The organism is Duganella sp. Root198D2, from assembly GCF_001428585.1.
GTDB lineage: Bacteria > Pseudomonadota > Gammaproteobacteria > Burkholderiales > Burkholderiaceae_D > Rugamonas.
This window is the reverse complement of the sequence record NZ_LMIC01000001.1, coordinates 1-15,639: the sequence shown is the minus strand read 5'-3', so window position 1 is coordinate 15,639 and position 15,639 is coordinate 1. Positions and strand designations below refer to the sequence as shown.

Here is a 15,639-nt window from a genome sequence, read left to right as displayed (position 1 = left end):
GCACTGCACCAACCACATCATGAAAAGCGAAACCCTGCCCCCGCAGGAGCCGAAAACGACGATCCAGGTCATCGACCGTATGACGGCCCTGCTTGACGCCCTGGCGAATTATCCGGATCCGGTCAGCCTGAAGGAACTGTCGAAAGTCTCGGGCCTGCATCCCTCCACTGCCCACCGCATCCTGAACGACTTGGTGGTGACGCGCTTTGTCGACCGCGTTGAGCCTGGCACCTACCGCCTCGGCATGCGCCTGCTGGAACTGGGCAATGTGGTGAAAAGCCGCCTGTCCGTGCGCGAAGCTGCGCTCGATTCGATGCGCGCCCTGCACAAGAAGACGCAGCAAACCATCAACCTGTCGGTGCGCCAGGGCGACGAGATCGTCTACATTGACCGCGCCTACTCCGAGCGTTCGGGCATGCAGGTGGTGCGCGCCATCGGCGCCCGCGGCCCTCTGCACCTGACATCGACCGGCAAACTGTTCCTGTCGGTGGACGAACCGAAGGCCATCCGCGCCTATGCCACCCGCACCGGCCTGGCCGGCCACAACAAGAATTCGATTACCGACCTGGCGCGCCTGGAACGCGAGCTGAGCCTGGTACGTGCACGCGGCTATGCGCGCGATAATGAGGAACTGGAACTGGGAGTGCGCTGCATGGCAGCCGGCATCCGTGACGATTCCGGCAAACTGGTGGCAGGCTTGTCGATTTCCGCGCCGGCGGACCGGCTGCAGGATGACTGGCTGGAAGACCTGGTCAATACCGCCAACCAGATCTCCGCAACCCTGGGTTACATACCCGAGTAAGACTGGGCGCTGGTGCTGGCGCCGCTGACATTTTCACCGAAGGTTGGCTTGAGCGCGGCCAGCCACTTCTTCATGCGGGTCGCGTCGGCAACGCGCGCCGCGGAACCCTTGGCATCCAGCAGCACCATGATCACAGCGCGCCCTTCCACCATTGCCTGCATGATCATGCAACGGCCAGCTTCATTGATGAAGCCGGTTTTCTGCAGGCCGATTTCCCAGCCCGAGTTCGGCGCCACCAGGCGGTTGGTGGTGCCAAAGGTGACAGGACGTCCGCTGTTTTCCACCACGGCTTTCGGGTCGGTCGAGAATTCGCGCAGGATCGGGTGTTCGTAGGCAGCCTGCACCAGCTTGGCCAGGTCGCGTGCGCTGGCCACATTCATCTTGGACAGGCCGCTCGAATCGACATAGTGCGTATCGTTCATGCCCAGCGATTGCGCTTTCTCGTTCATCGCCTGCACGAAAGCCGGCAAGCCGCCCGGATAGTTGCGGCCCAGGGCCGACGCGGCGCGGTTTTCCGAGCTCATGAGGGCAATGTGCAGCATATTGCGACGGGTCAGGTGGTCGCCCACCTTCAGGCGCGAGGAACTGAATTTCTCGCGGTCGACGTCTTCGTCGGTAACGGTCAGCACTTCATCGAGGTCCTGGTTGGCTTCCACCACCACCAGGCCGGTCATCATCTTGGTGATCGATGCGATCGGCAAAGCCACGCCAGCGTTCTTTTCGAACAGGATTTCAGAATTGGCCTGGTCGAGGACCAGGGCCACATTGGATTTCAGGTCGAGCGGATCACGCACCAGGTTCAGCCCGGCGAGGTCGCCCATGGTCGGACGGCTGACGTCAGGCACCTTGGTCACGCGCTGGTAAACGATCTTGTTGCGGCCACGCACACTGATCGTGCGCTTGACCATCTGGGATTTCGTTACCGGGGCGGCGTAACGGGTACCAGCTTTCTTGACGGCCGCTTGTGCAGATCCCATTGACGCCGATGCGCAAAGCAAGGACACAAGCACGCTGATAGCAAGTTTGTTCATTCGTCATTCCCCGGTGTGAAACAGCTGAATCGCTAGTTGCAGTGTAGCAAAACCAGATTCCTGCGCAAGCTAAATCAAACTTTTCTTCACCAATGTTTTCAGCCTCGCAATACACAATTCCCATAGTGACGCGACGCTGCAACGAAAGCTTGTTCACTCCATAAATTTAACAAATTTGGCAATCGGCTCGCGCTCGGTTACCAGCGTATTTTCAATTTTGCCACTATCGGCGAATCCAAGCGACATCCCGCATACAACAGTTTCGCTGGCCGGCAGGCCCAGCACCTCGCTGATGATGCGGTGATACTGGGTGAAGGCAGCCTGCGGGCAGGTATCGAGGCCGCGGCCACGCGCCGCGACCATGATATTTTGCAAAAACATCCCGTAATCGAGCCAGGAGCCCTGCTCCATGATGCGCTCGATGGTGAAGATCATGCCCACCGGCGCATCGAAGAATTCAAAATTGCGCCCATGCTGGGCGGCCATGCCGGCCTTGTTTTCACGAGTCAGGCCCAGCAGGGAGTACAGGTCCCAGCCCACTTTGCGGCGGCGGTCGATGTAAGGCGACACCCATTCGCGCGGGTAGTAAGCGTATTCCTCGCGATGCAGCTTGTTCTGCTCCGGATCGGCATAGGCGGCCAGGATTCTGGAGGACAAGGCTTCCTTCATGGCGCCGGTCAGCACATAGACATTCCAGGGCTGGGTGTTGGTGCCGGAAGGCGCGCGCGACGCCACTTCCAGGATGGCTTCGACATCCTCGCGCGGCACCGGGGTGGGCTGGAAAGCGCGGATCGAACGGCGCGAGGTAATGGCCGCGTCGACGGCCTGCTGTGCTGGGGAGCTGATCATGATTGTGGCCTATTTGGGTTGCTTAATCACAAATATTACTCCAATCACCGCCAGCGCCATACCGGCAATGCCCATCCCGTTCAGGACTTCGCCAAACATTGCCCAGGCCATCAGCGCGGTGGTTGGCGGCGTAAGATAGAGCAGGCTTGTGACCTGGGTCGCGTCGCTGCGACGAATCAGCGCAAACAGGAGGAAGATTGCACCGATGGACAAGGCGAGCACCGACCAGGCCCAGGCGCCAAAGAATTGCGGCACCCATTGGACCGAGCCCATATCTTCCAGCAGCAGGGCAAACGGCAACACGGCGGCAAAGGATGCGGCGAACTGGATCACGGTACCCGTCCGCAGGTCGAATTGAGGGCAGAAACGCTTTTGATAAAGCGTTCCCGCAGTAATCGACAGGAGTGCGAACACTGCCAACGCGATCGCCTGCCAACTGAGGCCAAGCAAGGTGATCTTCGCGTACACCACCAGGGCCACGCCGCTGATGCCAAACAGCAGGCCCAGCCATTGGCGCGGGCGTACCCGCTCGCCGATCAATGGCGCCGCAAAGGCGGTCAGGATCGGCTGCATGCCGACCACCAGGGCCGACAAGCCGGCCGGCATGCCTATCTTGATGGCGCACCAGACGCCGCTCAGGTAGCCCGCTTGCAGCAGCAGGCCGGCCAGCGCCACATGGCCCACCTTCCCTTTTGGCCATGGCGCGCGCAGCAGCAGCACGGCGGGCAACAGGATCGCCAGCACGCCAAGGAAACGCAGCAGCAGGAAGGTCAGCGGCGGAGCATACGGCAGGCCGTAGCGGGCCACGATAAAGCCGGTACTCCAGAGGAAAACGAAGAACAGCGGGATGGGGGAAAAGAGCGAGCGCATGCGGCGATTCTAGCATCGGGCGCCAATACCCTGCTTGGCAGCAATACCTATGATTTTTCTAGCCAGAAACCCTTTACTGACAATAAGTTAGTTAGTTTGTGCAACGCACAAAAACTGCTTGACTTTGATTCCTGAACCCGGATAATCGTCTTTGTTGCGTTGCACAATGCGTTGTTTTCCGTTGCAGAAACATCAAGTTCCAACGACTAAATTCACTTATTTGGAGAGTCCAATGTTTGCGATTCCTGAGCAGTTTTCTAATGCCACCAAGGCAAACTTCGAAAGCCAATTCGCACTCTTTTCTTCGCTGACCAACAAAGCCTTCGAAGGCGTTGAGAAGTTCGTCGACCTGAACATCACCGCTGCCAAGGCATCGCTGGAAGAATCGTCGGCCGCAACCCGTCAGTTGCTGTCGGCCAAGGACCCGCAAGAGTTCTTCACGCTGTCCGCTGCCCAGGCCCAGCCAGTCGCCGAAAAAGCCATCGCTTACAGCCGTCACCTGGCATCGATCGCTTCCGGCACCGGCGCTGAATTCAGCAAGGCCGCCGAATCCCAGATCGCCGAGACCAACCGCAAGGTAATCTCGCTGGTTGACGAAGTGAGCAAAAACGCCCCGGCCGGCAGCGAAAGCGCCGTCGCCCTGTTCAAGTCTGCCCTGAACAATGCCAATGCCGGTTACGAGCAATTCACCAAGAGCGCCAAGGCTGCTGCTGAAACCTTCGAAGCCAATGTGAATGCTGCAGTGAACCAATTCAGCACTGTTGCCGCCAACGGCAAGAAGCAGTAATTGATCCCCCCGCCGGTCCCAGTGGCCGGCAGAAGCAACGCTGTACGCAGGTCTCCTCGGCATCCGTGGTTTCCTCTCAGCGGGTGTCCTTCCCGAGCCCCGGCATTGTCCGGGGCTTTTTTTGAGGTCTAGTTTACATTTCATCTAAAACGAGATAATCTGTCTTGATGATGAAACGAACTTCCGAGCAGCAGCACCTGCTGGAGCAGATGAAACAGGTGGCCGACGGGCTTGGCCGTACGCTGGCGCCCTTCACTGAAGTGGTGCTGCATGACCTGCTCGATCCTGGCCATGCCGTGCTGGCGATCCATAACAACCTCTCCGGCCGCGCGGTCGGCGCGCCGGCGACGGAGCTGGGATTGGCGCGAATTGCCGATTCGGGCTTCCCGCAAGTGCTGGCCAACTACCCGAACACCTTTCCAGACGGCCGTCCCGCCAAGAGCACCTCGGTCGGCATCAAGGACAGCGAAGGCCAGTACATCGCCGCGCTCTGCATGAACGTCGACCTGAACCTGTTCCGCAGCCTGCAAGCGATGCTGGGCCAGTTCAGCAATGTCGACCCTGCCGCCGCAGTGATCGAGTCGCTTGCCCCGGCCGCCGGCGCCGACGCGATCCGCGCACATATCGAACAATTCGCTGCACGCCTGTCCACCACGCCGCGCGCGCTGAAAGCGGATGACCGCCGCGCCCTGGTGCGCGAACTGGGCGACGCCGGTTTGCTGGAGATGCGCCGCTCGATGGAAATCATCGCCGCCCATCTGGGCGTGTCCCGCGCCACGGTCTACAACTATGCAAAATAACGACGCCCGCCTGCTGCTGCTGGACCGCGATGCGGTCGCCGCGCTGCTACAGCCCGACGAGGTGCACGCTGCCGTACGCGAAGCCTTTTCCTTGCACGCTGCGCGCGCCGCACGCGTCTTCCCGTTGGTGCGTGAAGAGCTGCCGGGCAGCGCGGTATTCGGCATCAAATCAGGCGACGTGCCTTCGCAGGAACTGCTTGGCTTCAAGGCCGCCGGCTTCTGGCCCGCAAATCGCGAAGCGGGAGGCGAAGCGCATCAGGCCACCATCATGCTGATCGACCCGCGCAGCGGGCGCCCATTGTGCATCGCCGACGGCAACGCAGTGACGACCGCGCGCACAGCTGCCGCCGGCGCGCTCGGGCTGCAACTGCTGGCGCGCGCCGATAGCGAGCAGCTGTGCATATTTGGCACCGGCGTGCAGGCACGCGGGCACGTGGAATACGCGCTGCATGCCCTGCCCTCGCTCAAACGCGTGCGTTACGTGACTTCGGATGGCCTGCAGGCGCCCGCGTTCGAGGCGCTGTTCAACGGCCGCTGCGATACAGCGCTTGCGGGAGGCGCTGGTACCGCTGGCGCCGATGCAGCGGTTGCAGCGTCGGATGTGATCATCACCGCAACGCCAGGCCACAGCGTGTTGTTCAGCGCCGATGCGGTACGCGCAGGGACGCACATCAACGCCGTAGGCGCGGACACGCAAGGCAAGCGCGAACTACCTGCGGGCCTGCTGGAGCGCGCGCGCGTATGGGCCGACGACCTGCCACAGGCGCGCCATATCGGCGAACTGCAATGGGCCAATGAACTGCCTGCAGCGGAACTTGGCGAACTGCTTGCCGCCAGCGCGGGCGCAACGCCGCGCGCGGCCGGCGACATCACGATTTTTGATATGACGGGCATCGCCCTGCAGGACCTCACCACGGTGCGCATGCTGTACCAGCGCGCCCTCGCCAACAACATCGGCCAGGATATCGCCTGGCCCTGGTAAGCAAGGAGAACCATGAGTATCACTTTCGAAGACATCGTCGCAGCAGCCGCCCGCATCGAGGGCCACGCCCACCGCACGCCGGTGCTCACCTCCCGCACCGCCAATGAGGAACTGGGCGCGGAGATTTTCTTCAAGGCCGAGAACATGCAGCGCATGGGCGCCTTCAAGTTCCGCGGCGGCTTCAATGCCCTTTCGCGTTTCAATGAGGCGCAGCGCAAGGCCGGCGTGGTGGCTTTCTCGTCCGGCAACCACGCGCAGGCCATTGCGCTGTCGGCCAAGCTGCTAGGCATCCCTGCCACGATCATCATGCCGGAGGACGCGCCAGCATCGAAGATGGCTGCCACGCGCGGCTACGGCGGCAATGTCGTGACGTATGACCGCTACAAGGAAGACCGCGAAGCCATCGGCCGCAGGCTCGCCGAGGAAAAGGGCATGACCCTGATCCCGCCTTATGATCATGCCGACGTGATCGCAGGCCAGGGCACGGCCGCCAAAGAGCTGTTCGAGGAAGTGGGTGAACTGGATTATTTCTTCGTCTGCCTGGGCGGCGGCGGCCTGCTGTCTGGCTCTGCGCTGGCGACACGCGCGCTGTCGCCAAGGTGCAAGCTGTACGGCGTGGAGCCGGAGGCCGGTAACGACGGCCAGCAATCGTTCCGCAGCGGCGCGATCGTGCATATCGATACGCCAAAGACGATTGCCGACGGCGCACAGACGCAGCACCTTGGCTCGCTCACCTTCCCCATCATCAAGCGCGACGTCGACGACATCCTGACCGTCAGCGATGCGGAACTGGTGGACGCCATGCGCTTCTTTGCTTCGCGCATGAAGATCGTAGTCGAACCGACCGGCTGCCTGGGCTTCGCAGCCGCGCGCAAGATGAAGGAAGCATTGCGCGGCAAGCGCGTCGGTGTGTTGATCAGCGGCGGCAACATCGATATCGAGCGCTTCGCCGCCCTGCTCGCGTAATCCGGCCCGGCAGTACTACTCTCCCAGGTAGGCTGCCTTGACGCGCGGGTCGTGCAGCATGTCCTGCGCGTTGCCGGTCATGGTGACCGCGCCGGACTCCATCACATAGCCGCGGTTGGCAGCCTGCAGCGCCAGCTTGGCGTTCTGCTCCACCAGCAGGACGGTGATGCCTTGCTGGTGCACGTCGCGGATCACTTCGAAAATTTTCTCGACCATGATAGGCGACAGGCCCATCGACGGCTCGTCCAGCAGCAGCAGGTGCGGATGGCACATCAGCGCACGCGCCATGGCCAGCATCTGCTGTTCGCCGCCGGACAGGGTGCCCGCCAGCTGCGCGGCACGTTCTTTCAGGCGCGGGAATACGCCAAACCATTTCTCGATGTCGGCTGCAATCGCCGCCTTGTCGTTCATGGTGTAGGCGCCCATCATCAGGTTCTCGGTGATGGTCATGCGGGTGAATACGCCGCGGCCTTCAGGCACCATGGCCAGCTTCTTCTCCACCAGGTGGAAGGACTGCGAGCCTTTCAGCGACTGGCCCATATACGACACGGTGCCCTCCACTTTGCATGGAGGCAGGGTGCCGGTGATGGCCTTCAGCGTGGTGGTCTTGCCAGCGCCGTTGGCGCCGATCAGCGTTACCAGTTCGCCCTGGTTGACTTCCAGGTCGATGCCCTTGACTGCCTTGATGCCGCCATACGCGACCTTCAGGCCCGAAATTTTCAGAACATTGGCGCCCATCAGTGCGCTCCTCCCAGATAGGCTTCAATCACTGCTTTATTGCTTTGGATCTCGGCTGGCAAGCCTTCGGCAATCAGCTTGCCGTATTCCAGCACGCTGATGCGGTCGCACAGGCCCATCATCAGCTTCACATCGTGCTCGATCAGCAGCACGGTCTTGCCTTCGTTCTTGATCTTGACCAGCAGCTCGCGCAGGGCCAGCTTTTCGGTCGCGTTCATGCCGGCAGCCGGTTCGTCCAGCGCCAGCAGCTGCGGATCGGTGGCCAGGGCGCGGGCGATTTCCAGGCGGCGCTGGTCGCCGTACGACAGGTATTTGGAAGTGCGGCTGGCAAACTGGCCGATGCCGACGAAGTCCAGCAGTTCCTGCGCGCGCTTGCGGATTGCCGCCTCCTCTTCACGTGCAGCCTTGTGGCGGAAGATGGCGCCGAACACCCCCTGGTGCGAGCGCACGTGGCGGCCCACCATCACGTTTTCCAGGGCGGTCATTTCGCCGAACAGGCGGATATTCTGGAAGGTGCGGGCTATGCCAGCCCTGGCCACGGCGTGCGGGGCCGAGGGAGAATACGGCTTGCCAGCCAGTTCGAAGGTACCGGTGTCCGGCTGGTACAAGCCGGTGATCACGTTGAAGAAGGTGGTCTTGCCGGCGCCGTTCGGACCGATCAAGCCGTAGATCTGGCCTTGGTTGATCTTGATGCGCACATCGGTCAGCGCCTGCAGGCCGCCGAAACGTTTGTTGACGCCTTCGATATTCAGGATTACTTGTTCGCTCATCTCTACTAACCTCATGCCGCCATTACGCCGGTCGACTGGCCTTTGGAGTCCGAGTCCGCATCCGGACGCTCTTCATGCTTGGGCGAAGGCCACAGGCCGGCCGGACGGCTCAGCATGGTCCCCACCAGCGCAATACCGAACAGGCCTTGGCGCAGCACTTCCGCTTCAAGGATCACCTGGCCGAACAGCTTTTGCTGCAACGGCTCCACCGTGTGACGCAGCACTTCGGGCAGGGCCGCCAGCAGTACGCCGCCGAGCACGACGCCGGGGATATGTCCAATGCCACCCACCACGACCATCGCCAGGACCACGATCGATTCCATCAGCGAGAACGATTCAGGCGATACGAAGCCCTGGAACGATGCAAACATGGCGCCCGAGACGCCGCCGAAAGTCGCGCCCATCGAGAATGCGAGCAGCTTTACGTTGCGGGTATTGATGCCCATCGCCTTGGCCGCAATTTCGTCTTCACGGATCGCCACCCAGGCGCGCCCCAGGCGGGAGTGCTGCAGGCGCGACGTGATGAACACGGTCGCAATGGTCAGCAGCAGGAACAGGAAATAGTAGGCATTCACCGAAGGCATCGAGAAGCTGCCGATGAACACCGTGGCGCGCGAGCCCGGTTCGCCCGCCAGGTTCACGCCAAATACGCGGATCGGGTCGATCATGTTGATGCCCTGCGGACCGTTGGTGATGTTGACCGGATCGTTCAGGTTGTTCATGAAGATGCGGATGATCTCGCCAAAGCCGAGCGTGACGATCGCCAGGTAGTCGCCGCGCAGCTTCAGGGTCGGCGCCCCCAGTAGCGCGCCGAAAACGCCTGCCAGTGCGGCGGCCAGCGGCACGATTACCCATACCGACAGGTGGATGCCGTTGCTGCGGATATCCTCGCCCAGCATGGCCGCCAGCGCTTCGCCGAATGCGGGATTCATGTTGATCACGGATTCCAGCACGGTGGCAAATTGCGGCGATGCCAGCAAGGCGGTCAGGTAGGCGCCGATCGCGTAAAACGCGATATAGCCCAGGTCCAGCAGTCCGGCAAAGCCCACCACGATGTTCAGGCCAACGGCCAGCATGATGTAGAGCAGCGCCAGGTCAGCGATGCGCACCCACGAATTACCGAAAGGCGCGGCGGCAAACGGGAAGACAATCAGCACCGCCAGCAGCAGCGCCATGCTGATGTAGGCCTGCTTCGGATTATTTCGTACGTCGAATTTCAGCATTGTCAGCTCCTCATCAGGCGCGGTCGGCCACGCGTTCACCCATGATGCCGGACGGACGCACCGTCAGGACCAGGATCAGCACCACGAAGGCGAAGATGTCCTGGTAGTGCGAACCGAGCAAGCCGCCGGTCCAGTCGCCAATGTAGCCGGCGCCCATCGATTCAATAATTCCCAGCACAAGGCCGCCGATCATGGCGCCATAGATATTGCCGATCCCTCCCAGCACCGCTGCGCAAAACGCTTTCAGGCCCGGCATGAAGCCCATGGCGAAACCGATGGAAGCATAGTTGGCGCCCCACATCACGCCTGCAACGGCGGCCAGCCCGGCACCGATGGCAAAGGTCGACACAATCACGCGATTGGAATCGACGCCCATCAAGCCGGCAACCCGCGGGTTTTCCGCGACAGCACGCATGGCGCGGCCCATCCGGGTCTTTTCGACCAGCATGACCAGGCCAAACATCGACAAGGCAGCCAGCACCAGCAGCAATACCTGGGTCACCGTGATGACAGCGCCGCTGATCATGATCGGCTCGGTTGGCAGCAGCTGCGGGAATGCCAGCGGGTTGCGGCCCCAGTATTTCATCGCGAAGGTTTGCAGCAGGATCGAAACACCAATGGCGGTAATCAGGGGCGCCAGGCGCGGAGCATTGCGCAGGCGGCGATAGGCGACGCGTTCGATCAGCATGTTCACCAGCATGCAGGCCGGGATTGCCCCGATGATGGCAATGCCCAGTTGCAGGTAGCCTGGCAGCTCCGGCGCGTGCACGCCCAGCAAATTCAGGATGGAGAGGCCGATCATCGCGCCAATCATCAGCACGTCGCCGTGGGCGAAGTTAATCAGGTTCAGCACGCCGTACACCATCGTATAACCGAGGGCCACCAGCGCATACATACTGCCCAGCACCAGGCCGTTAAGAATTTGTTGGATAAAGGTATCCATCGTATGCCCTTAATAACTATAAAAAACGGCACCCAAGGTTGCCCTCGTGGTGCCGCCGTTTGGAAGCGTTCGCCATAATAGCGAGGTTTCCGGAAAACTAATCGTGGAAAATCCACGTTTTACCGAATTATCACTCGATGCCGTTGTTTTTCCCGCCATCCAGGCCTTTTGGCAGGGGGAAAGTGACCGCCTCTTCCACGCCGTCCAGGGTGCGCACGCTCTTCGCGCCCAGCTCTTTCAGGCGGTTGATGACCGCATCGACCAGCACTTCCGGCGCCGAAGCGCCAGCCGTCACACCCACGCGCAGCTTGCCTGCCAGCCAGGCCGGATCGATCTGGGCCGCATTGTCCACCATATAGGCCGGGGTGCCCTTCTTCTCGGCCACTTCGCGCAGGCGGTTCGAATTGGAGCTGTTCGGCGAGCCGACCACGATCACCACTTCCACCTGCGGCGCCATGAATTTCACGGCTTCCTGGCGGTTGGTGGTGGCGTAGCAGATGTCGCCTTTTTTCGGCTCAATAATATTCGGGTATTTTGCCTTAAGGGCTTCGATGATTTGTGCCGTATCATCCACGGAAAGTGTCGTTTGCGACACATAGGCCACCTGGTCCGGGTTTTGGACCTGCAGGCCGGCCACGTCTTCCACCGTTTCGACCAGGTACATGCCCTCATCGGTCTGGCCCATGGTGCCTTCGACTTCCGGATGGCCGTCATGGCCGATCATGATGATCTCGCAGCCCTGCTTGCGCATCTTGGCCACTTCCACGTGAACCTTGGTCACCAGCGGGCAGGTCGCATCGAAGATCGACAGACCGCGCGCTTCCGCTTCGGCGCGCACGGCTTTCGATACGCCGTGGGCGGAGAACACCAGGGTATTGCCGGACGGGACATCATCCAGCTCTTCAATGAAGATGGCGCCCTTGGCGCGCAAGTCTTCCACCACATAGGCGTTGTGCACGATTTCGTGGCGCACATAGATCGGCGCGCCGAACTGCTGCAGCGCGCGTTCGACGATCTCGATGGCGCGGTCCACGCCGGCGCAGAAGCCGCGCGGCTGGGCGAGGAGGATTTCTTTGTCCATGTTCTTTTACAGCACAGAGATAAGGTTCACTTCAAACTTCACCGGCTGGCCGGCCAGCGGGTGGTTGAAGTCGAAGATGGCGACGTCGTCGCGCAGTTCGCGCAGCACGCCGGCAAAGCGGCCGCCTTTCGGCGCGTTGAAGTCGACCAGGTCGCCGATCTTGTATTCATTGTCAGGATCGGAGTTTTCTTCCAGCGTAGCGCGGGACACGGCTTGCACCAGGTCCGGGTTGCGCGGGCCGAAGCCTTCGCCCGGGGCCAGTTCAAACACCTTGTGCGTGCCTTCCGGCAGGCCGATCAGCAGCGCTTCCAGGTTCGGCGCCAACTGGCCCTGGCCCAGCATCAAGGTGGCCGGGTTGCCTTCGAAGGTGGAAACGATATTGATGCCATCCATGGAGGCAAGGCGGTAATGCAGGGTGAGGTAGGCCGAAGCGGTGACAACGTTAGACATGGAAACAACTCTGGTGACAGGCAAAACGCTATTGTAAGCCATCGGGAGGCGTGCGGCGCAGCGCCGCCCCGCCCCACCTGCGCAAAACCTGAGCCAACGCAAATTGACCTTCCCTGCCGGGCCGGATAATGGGCGACGGAGGTGACCATGGCGATTTCAGACTGGCCAGAACAACTGCGCCCACGCGAACGATTGTTAAAAGCCGGGCCGCAAGCCCTGTCCGATGCCGAACTGCTGGCGGTTTTCCTGCGGGTGGGCATCCCCGGCAAGGATGCGGTAGCGCTGGCGACCGAGCTGCTGGGCCGCTTCGGCTCGCTGCGCACCCTGATCCACGCCAGCCGTGCCGATTTCACGGCCGTACCCGGCCTGGGCGCGGCCAAATACGCCCAGCTGCAGGCTGTTGTCGAACTGGCACGCCGCGCGATTGCGGAGGAATTGAGCTCCGGCGAGGCATTGTCCTCGCCGCACGCGGTGAAAGACTTCCTGCGCCTGTCGCTGGCGGGCCAACCCTATGAATCCTTCCACGTCCTGTTCCTGGACGTAAAAAACCGTTTGATCGAAGCCTGCGAATTGTTTCGCGGCACCCTGACCCATACCAGCGTGTATCCGCGCGAAGTGGTGCGGGAAGCGCTGGCGCGTAACGCCGCTGCCGTCATGCTGGCCCATAACCACCCGTCCGGATCACCCGCCCCGAGCGAATCGGATGTCCTCCTGACGAGGGCACTGGTGCAGGCGCTGGCCCTGGTGGATATACGGATCCTTGACCACTTCGTGGTAGCGGGCCACCAGGTGCATTCCTTCGCCGAACATGGGCAAATCTAATTGTTAAATTTTGAGTTAATGTATGACACAATTGTTTTTCGCAAGTGCTTGAAAAACTTGGGAAATTTCCATATACTCTTGTTTTTCCAATTTCGGAAGTAATTCAAGGAGTGTGCCATGGCACGTGTTTGCCAAGTAACTGGGAAGAAGCCGATGGTCGGCAACAATGTTTCCCACGCAAACAACAAAACCAAGCGTCGTTTCCTGCCTAACCTGCAGAACCGTCGTATTTTTGTTGAATCTGAAAACCGCTGGGTCTCCCTGCGTCTGTCCAACGCCGGTCTGCGCGTAATCGACAAGGTCGGCATCGACGCCGTCCTGGCCGACATGCGTGCACGTGGCGAGAAAGTTTAATAGGGAGCTGAATCATGGCAAAAACTGGCCGCGACAAGATCAAGCTGGAATCGACCGCAGGTACTGGTCACTTCTACACCACTACCAAAAACAAGCGCACCATGCCTTCCAAAATGGAAATCATGAAGTTCGATCCTAAAGCACGCAAGCACGTGATGTACAAGGAAACCAAGATCAAGTAATTGATCCTGGCTCGAACAAAAAACCGCCCCTCGGGGCTAATGCCGTTCAGTTAAGACTGAACGGCATTTTTCGTTTTGGGGTGTTGTAAACGTCATCACATGCTGTTAACCTCGGTTGCACATGCTCGACGACACCCTTCATTTTCTGGCCAATGCAATCGAGGCGCCCAACTGGCGGCGCCTGGGGGAACACCTTCCCTACGAGTGGGTGGCCGAAGCTGTCGAGTATACGGGCAAAGCCAGTGTCCGGCATCGGCGCTTGCCGGCAGAGCAAGTGGTGTGGCTAGTGATCGCGCTGGCACTTTATCGGCATCARTCGATAGGCGAAGTGGTCGATGAACTTGATTTGGCGTTGCYGGATGCCGACACGCCGTTCGTTTGCAAGAGTGCGGTTGCGCAGGCGMGTCAGAGACTTGGTGCAGAGCCTTTGCATTGGCTCTTCATCACAGCAGCTCACGCTTGGAGCGCACAAGATGCCAAGCACTRTCTATTCAAAGGGCTGAGTCTTTTCGCCATGGATGGCACCACGTTGCGTACAGCGGATAACCCCGACACCCGCGCGCATTTTGGCGCTCAGGGTTAAAAAACCGCCCCTCGGGGCTAATGCCGTTCAGTTAAGACTGAACGGCATTTTTCGTTTTGGGGTGTTGTAAACGTCATCACATGCTGTTAACCTCGGTTGCACATGCTCGACGACACCCTTCATTTTCTGGCCAATGCAATCGAGGCGCCCARCTGGCGGCGCCTGGGGGAACACCTTCCCTACGAGTGGGTGGCCGAAGCTGTCGAGTATACGGGCAAAGCCAGTGTCCGGCATCGGCGCTTGCCGGCAGAGCAAGTGGTGTGGCTAGTGATCGCGCTGGCACTTTATCGGCATCARTCGATAGGCGAAGTGGTCGATGAACTTGATTTGGCGTTGCYGGATGCCGACACGCCGTTCGTTTGCAAGAGTGCGGTTGCGCAGGCGMGTCAGAGACTTGGTGCAGAGCCTTTGCATTGGCTCTTCATCACAGCAGCTCACGCTTGGAGCGCACAAGATGCCAAGCACTRTCTATTCAAAGGGCTGAGTCTTTTCGCCATGGATGGCACCACGTTGCGTACAGCGGATAACCCCGACACCCGCGCGCATTTTGGCGCTCAGGGTTATGCCAGTGGCGCCGTGGCAAGCTATCCTCAGGTACGCGGTGTGACGCTTACTTCGATCCCGTCACATATCATCGCTGATGCCGCCTTCGGGCCTTATGGAATCAATGAAATGCTCTATGCGAAGACTTTGCTCGAGCAGGTTCCGGATGATTCGTTGACGGTGTTTGATAAGGGCTTTCTGGCAGCGGAGATTTTGTGCCAATTGACCGCCAAGGGAAGCAATCGGCATTTCCTTATTCCAGCAAAAAGCAACAGCAAGTGGGAGGTCTTAAGCGGCACTGCGGACGATGCCATCGTCCAGATGCGCGTATCGCAACAAGCGCGGGCCAAGTGCCCAGAGCTCCCTCCATTCTGGCAGGCGCGCGCCGTCACCGTCATCGACAGCAACGCGCGCAAGAGAATTCTATTGACGTCGCTCACCGATCGTCGCCGCTTCAAGGCAGCCGATATCGCAGCCTGTTACGCGCGCCGCTGGCAAGTCGAAACTAGCTACCGGGAGCTAAAGCAAACAATGCTGGGGACAGCATTGACCTTGCGCAGCCGTACCATTGAAGGCGTCTACCAAGAGATATGGGGGGCGCTTATCGCGTACAACYTGATTCGGCTGGAAATGAGCAAGGCAGCTTTGGCGGCCAACAGCGAACCCACCGCTATCAGCTTTGTACGCGCTTTCCACGCTATTCAATATGAGCTGCATTGGGCCGCGGTCACCAAAGCACAAGGCAAATTGCCGGCCTTACTGCAACGACTACGCCAGCGCTTAATAGACCTGCACAATGAACAACGGCCCGGTSGTTCGCRCGACCGGGCCGTTAAAGCCCTACCTCAACGCTRTGCAGTCAA

Annotated in this window: 18 protein-coding genes and 1 pseudogene; 10 read left to right on the top strand and 9 right to left on the bottom strand. The window is 60.3% G+C overall.

Annotation, left to right across the window (positions count from 1 at the left end; translation table 11 throughout):
- Positions 1-19 precede the first annotated feature (19 nt).
- Positions 20-802 (top strand): IclR family transcriptional regulator, encoded by a 783-nt coding sequence (locus ASE26_RS00095; protein WP_055930467.1) that lies wholly within the window; start codon positions 20-22, stop codon positions 800-802.
- Here ASE26_RS00095 and ASE26_RS00090 read toward each other — a convergent pair.
- The 3 genes from ASE26_RS00090 to ASE26_RS00080 all read right to left on the bottom strand — a co-directional run bounded on the left by ASE26_RS00090 (position 787) and on the right by ASE26_RS00080 (position 3,552).
- Positions 787-1,833, bottom strand: a complete 1,047-nt coding sequence (locus ASE26_RS00090; RefSeq protein ID WP_055930464.1) for a serine hydrolase — start codon at positions 1,831-1,833, stop codon at positions 787-789. The two genes, ASE26_RS00095 and ASE26_RS00090, sit on opposite strands and share 16 nt — an antisense overlap.
- Positions 1,834-1,986: 153 nt before the next feature.
- Positions 1,987-2,682 carry a nitroreductase gene (locus tag ASE26_RS00085; protein WP_055930461.1) on the bottom strand — a complete coding sequence of 232 codons (696 nt, stop codon included), beginning with the start codon at positions 2,680-2,682 and terminating at the stop codon, positions 1,987-1,989.
- Positions 2,683-2,691: 9 nt separating this feature from the next.
- Positions 2,692-3,552, bottom strand: a complete 861-nt coding sequence (locus ASE26_RS00080; RefSeq protein ID WP_057245404.1) for a DMT family transporter — start codon at positions 3,550-3,552, stop codon at positions 2,692-2,694.
- 232 nt (positions 3,553-3,784) lie between these two features.
- Between ASE26_RS00080 and ASE26_RS00075 the strand changes: the two genes are divergently transcribed.
- From ASE26_RS00075 to ASE26_RS00060, 4 genes are all read left to right on the top strand, one after another.
- A complete protein-coding gene (locus ASE26_RS00075) occupies positions 3,785-4,339 on the top strand; it encodes a phasin family protein (protein WP_055930455.1) in 555 nt (184 codons plus the stop codon).
- Between the two features lie 167 nt (positions 4,340-4,506).
- Positions 4,507-5,139, top strand: coding sequence for a transcriptional regulator (locus ASE26_RS00070; RefSeq protein ID WP_057245403.1), 633 nt, complete (start codon positions 4,507-4,509; stop codon positions 5,137-5,139).
- Positions 5,129-6,121 carry an ornithine cyclodeaminase family protein gene (locus tag ASE26_RS00065; protein ID WP_055930449.1) on the top strand — a complete coding sequence of 331 codons (993 nt, stop codon included), beginning with the start codon at positions 5,129-5,131 and terminating at the stop codon, positions 6,119-6,121. Before ASE26_RS00070 ends, ASE26_RS00065 begins: the two co-directional genes overlap by 11 nt.
- A gap of 12 nt (positions 6,122-6,133) precedes the next feature.
- Positions 6,134-7,087 (top strand): threo-3-hydroxy-L-aspartate ammonia-lyase, encoded by a 954-nt coding sequence (locus ASE26_RS00060; RefSeq protein WP_057245402.1) that lies wholly within the window; start codon positions 6,134-6,136, stop codon positions 7,085-7,087.
- A 15-nt stretch (positions 7,088-7,102) separates the two neighbouring features.
- Here ASE26_RS00060 and ASE26_RS00055 read toward each other — a convergent pair whose 3' ends face one another.
- From ASE26_RS00055 to ASE26_RS00030, 6 genes are all read right to left on the bottom strand, one after another.
- Positions 7,103-7,825 carry an ABC transporter ATP-binding protein gene (locus ASE26_RS00055; RefSeq protein ID WP_055930442.1) on the bottom strand — a complete coding sequence of 241 codons (723 nt, stop codon included), beginning with the start codon at positions 7,823-7,825 and terminating at the stop codon, positions 7,103-7,105.
- Positions 7,825-8,595 (bottom strand): ABC transporter ATP-binding protein, encoded by a 771-nt coding sequence (locus tag ASE26_RS00050; protein ID WP_055930439.1) that lies wholly within the window; start codon positions 8,593-8,595, stop codon positions 7,825-7,827. Before ASE26_RS00050 ends, ASE26_RS00055 begins: the two co-directional genes overlap by 1 nt.
- Before the next feature lie 11 nt (positions 8,596-8,606).
- Positions 8,607-9,818: an ABC transporter ATP-binding protein gene (locus ASE26_RS00045; RefSeq protein WP_055930436.1), complete on the bottom strand. Its 1,212-nt coding sequence runs from the start codon at positions 9,816-9,818 to the stop codon at positions 8,607-8,609.
- A 13-nt stretch (positions 9,819-9,831) separates the two neighbouring features.
- Positions 9,832-10,761, bottom strand: a complete 930-nt coding sequence (locus ASE26_RS00040; RefSeq protein ID WP_055930433.1) for a branched-chain amino acid ABC transporter permease — start codon at positions 10,759-10,761, stop codon at positions 9,832-9,834.
- A 130-nt stretch (positions 10,762-10,891) separates the two neighbouring features.
- Positions 10,892-11,842, bottom strand: coding sequence for a 4-hydroxy-3-methylbut-2-enyl diphosphate reductase (gene ispH / locus ASE26_RS00035; RefSeq protein WP_055930430.1), 951 nt, complete (start codon positions 11,840-11,842; stop codon positions 10,892-10,894).
- Positions 11,843-11,848: 6 nt separating this feature from the next.
- A complete protein-coding gene (locus tag ASE26_RS00030) occupies positions 11,849-12,292 on the bottom strand; it encodes a peptidylprolyl isomerase (protein WP_055930427.1) in 444 nt (147 codons plus the stop codon).
- Positions 12,293-12,439: 147 nt separating this feature from the next.
- Here ASE26_RS00030 and radC point away from each other — a divergent pair, with 147 nt between their 5' ends.
- The 5 genes and pseudogenes from radC to ASE26_RS00005 all read left to right on the top strand — a co-directional run.
- A complete protein-coding gene (radC, locus tag ASE26_RS00025) occupies positions 12,440-13,114 on the top strand; it encodes a DNA repair protein RadC (protein WP_055930424.1) in 675 nt (224 codons plus the stop codon).
- Between the two features lie 117 nt (positions 13,115-13,231).
- Complete coding sequence (gene rpmB, locus ASE26_RS00020; protein ID WP_008451488.1) at positions 13,232-13,468, top strand: 50S ribosomal protein L28; 237 nt, start codon at positions 13,232-13,234, stop codon at positions 13,466-13,468.
- An 11-nt stretch (positions 13,469-13,479) separates the two neighbouring features.
- Complete coding sequence (gene rpmG, locus ASE26_RS00015; protein ID WP_028101815.1) at positions 13,480-13,650, top strand: 50S ribosomal protein L33; 171 nt, start codon at positions 13,480-13,482, stop codon at positions 13,648-13,650.
- 121 nt (positions 13,651-13,771) lie between these two features.
- Positions 13,772-14,230: pseudogene (locus ASE26_RS00010) on the top strand (transposase domain-containing protein); the annotation flags it as partial.
- A gap of 105 nt (positions 14,231-14,335) precedes the next feature.
- Positions 14,336-15,639 (top strand): IS4 family transposase (locus ASE26_RS00005; RefSeq protein WP_057245400.1); only part of this gene is annotated, 1,304 nt, incomplete at its 3' end.

Coding starts and splice junctions, on each gene's coding strand:
- ASE26_RS00095 (WP_055930467.1), top strand. CDS start 20: ATGAAAAGCGAAACCCTGCCCCCGCAGGAGCCGAAAACGACGATCCAG.
- ASE26_RS00090 (WP_055930464.1), bottom strand. CDS start 1,833: ATGAACAAACTTGCTATCAGCGTGCTTGTGTCCTTGCTTTGCGCATCG.
- ASE26_RS00085 (WP_055930461.1), bottom strand. CDS start 2,682: ATGATCAGCTCCCCAGCACAGCAGGCCGTCGACGCGGCCATTACCTCG.
- ASE26_RS00080 (WP_057245404.1), bottom strand. CDS start 3,552: ATGCGCTCGCTCTTTTCCCCCATCCCGCTGTTCTTCGTTTTCCTCTGG.
- ASE26_RS00075 (WP_055930455.1), top strand. CDS start 3,785: ATGTTTGCGATTCCTGAGCAGTTTTCTAATGCCACCAAGGCAAACTTC.
- ASE26_RS00070 (WP_057245403.1), top strand. CDS start 4,507: ATGATGAAACGAACTTCCGAGCAGCAGCACCTGCTGGAGCAGATGAAA.
- ASE26_RS00065 (WP_055930449.1), top strand. CDS start 5,129: ATGCAAAATAACGACGCCCGCCTGCTGCTGCTGGACCGCGATGCGGTC.
- ASE26_RS00060 (WP_057245402.1), top strand. CDS start 6,134: ATGAGTATCACTTTCGAAGACATCGTCGCAGCAGCCGCCCGCATCGAG.
- ASE26_RS00055 (WP_055930442.1), bottom strand. CDS start 7,825: ATGGGCGCCAATGTTCTGAAAATTTCGGGCCTGAAGGTCGCGTATGGC.
- ASE26_RS00050 (WP_055930439.1), bottom strand. CDS start 8,595: ATGAGCGAACAAGTAATCCTGAATATCGAAGGCGTCAACAAACGTTTC.
- ASE26_RS00045 (WP_055930436.1), bottom strand. CDS start 9,818: ATGCTGAAATTCGACGTACGAAATAATCCGAAGCAGGCCTACATCAGC.
- ASE26_RS00040 (WP_055930433.1), bottom strand. CDS start 10,761: ATGGATACCTTTATCCAACAAATTCTTAACGGCCTGGTGCTGGGCAGT.
- ispH (WP_055930430.1), bottom strand. CDS start 11,842: ATGGACAAAGAAATCCTCCTCGCCCAGCCGCGCGGCTTCTGCGCCGGC.
- ASE26_RS00030 (WP_055930427.1), bottom strand. CDS start 12,292: ATGTCTAACGTTGTCACCGCTTCGGCCTACCTCACCCTGCATTACCGC.
- radC (WP_055930424.1), top strand. CDS start 12,440: ATGGCGATTTCAGACTGGCCAGAACAACTGCGCCCACGCGAACGATTG.
- rpmB (WP_008451488.1), top strand. CDS start 13,232: ATGGCACGTGTTTGCCAAGTAACTGGGAAGAAGCCGATGGTCGGCAAC.